This window comes from Mucilaginibacter gynuensis (assembly GCF_039541195.1).
GTDB classification, from domain to species: domain Bacteria; phylum Bacteroidota; class Bacteroidia; order Sphingobacteriales; family Sphingobacteriaceae; genus Mucilaginibacter; species Mucilaginibacter gynuensis.
Window position 1 is genome coordinate 1 of record NZ_BAABFT010000044.1, and the last position, 521, is coordinate 521.

At 63.0% G+C, this 521-nt stretch carries 2 protein-coding genes; one reads left to right on the plus strand and one right to left on the minus strand.

Annotated features, from left to right (window positions below; all coding sequences use genetic code 11):
• A partial coding sequence (locus ABD894_RS28100; RefSeq protein WP_345214429.1) for a hypothetical protein occupies positions 1-228 on the plus strand: 228 nt, incomplete at its 5' end.
• Here ABD894_RS28100 and ABD894_RS28105 read toward each other — a convergent pair.
• Positions 222-521 (minus strand): VOC family protein (locus tag ABD894_RS28105; RefSeq protein WP_345214430.1); only part of this gene is annotated, 300 nt, incomplete at its 5' end. The genes ABD894_RS28100 and ABD894_RS28105 overlap by 7 nt on opposite strands.

A 521-nucleotide genomic window follows, 5' to 3' on the forward strand; every position in this document is an offset into this window, starting at 1 on the left:
GCCCGTATGGAAATACAGGCTAACCGGGGATGTGGCCTGCACTACGAGATTTATGAGTCCCGTCTGCTGGGTATGGCTATGCATTACCTGGCAGAACTGCCACTGAAAGACCGTCCGGCGTTTATGGGGGCGGCAGCGAAACGGGGTTACATGCTGACGACTGCGGAAGAAGAACGTGCCGATGGTGAATGTGCTGACCTGATGATCGAGCTGGCGGCGGATTACTGATTACTTAACCGGCTGGCGGCAGGGGATGCCGCCACGGCGAAGTCCTGTCCGGCGAGCCGGAACTCCTCGTATCTGACGTTGCCGCCCACGTCGGGCATCTGGGTCAGCGGGTACTCGACCACGCGTCTCGACCCAGAGCCCGGCAGCAACGAGATGTACAGCTCGACCGCCTCCGTGACGTCGTCGAGGCTCCGGGGGAGGAGCACCCCGAGCGGCACCTGCCGATAGTTCGACCCGTCGGTGGAGTAGGCCGCGCGGCTTCCGTCGTCGAATCGCACCTCGGCGTTCGTGCG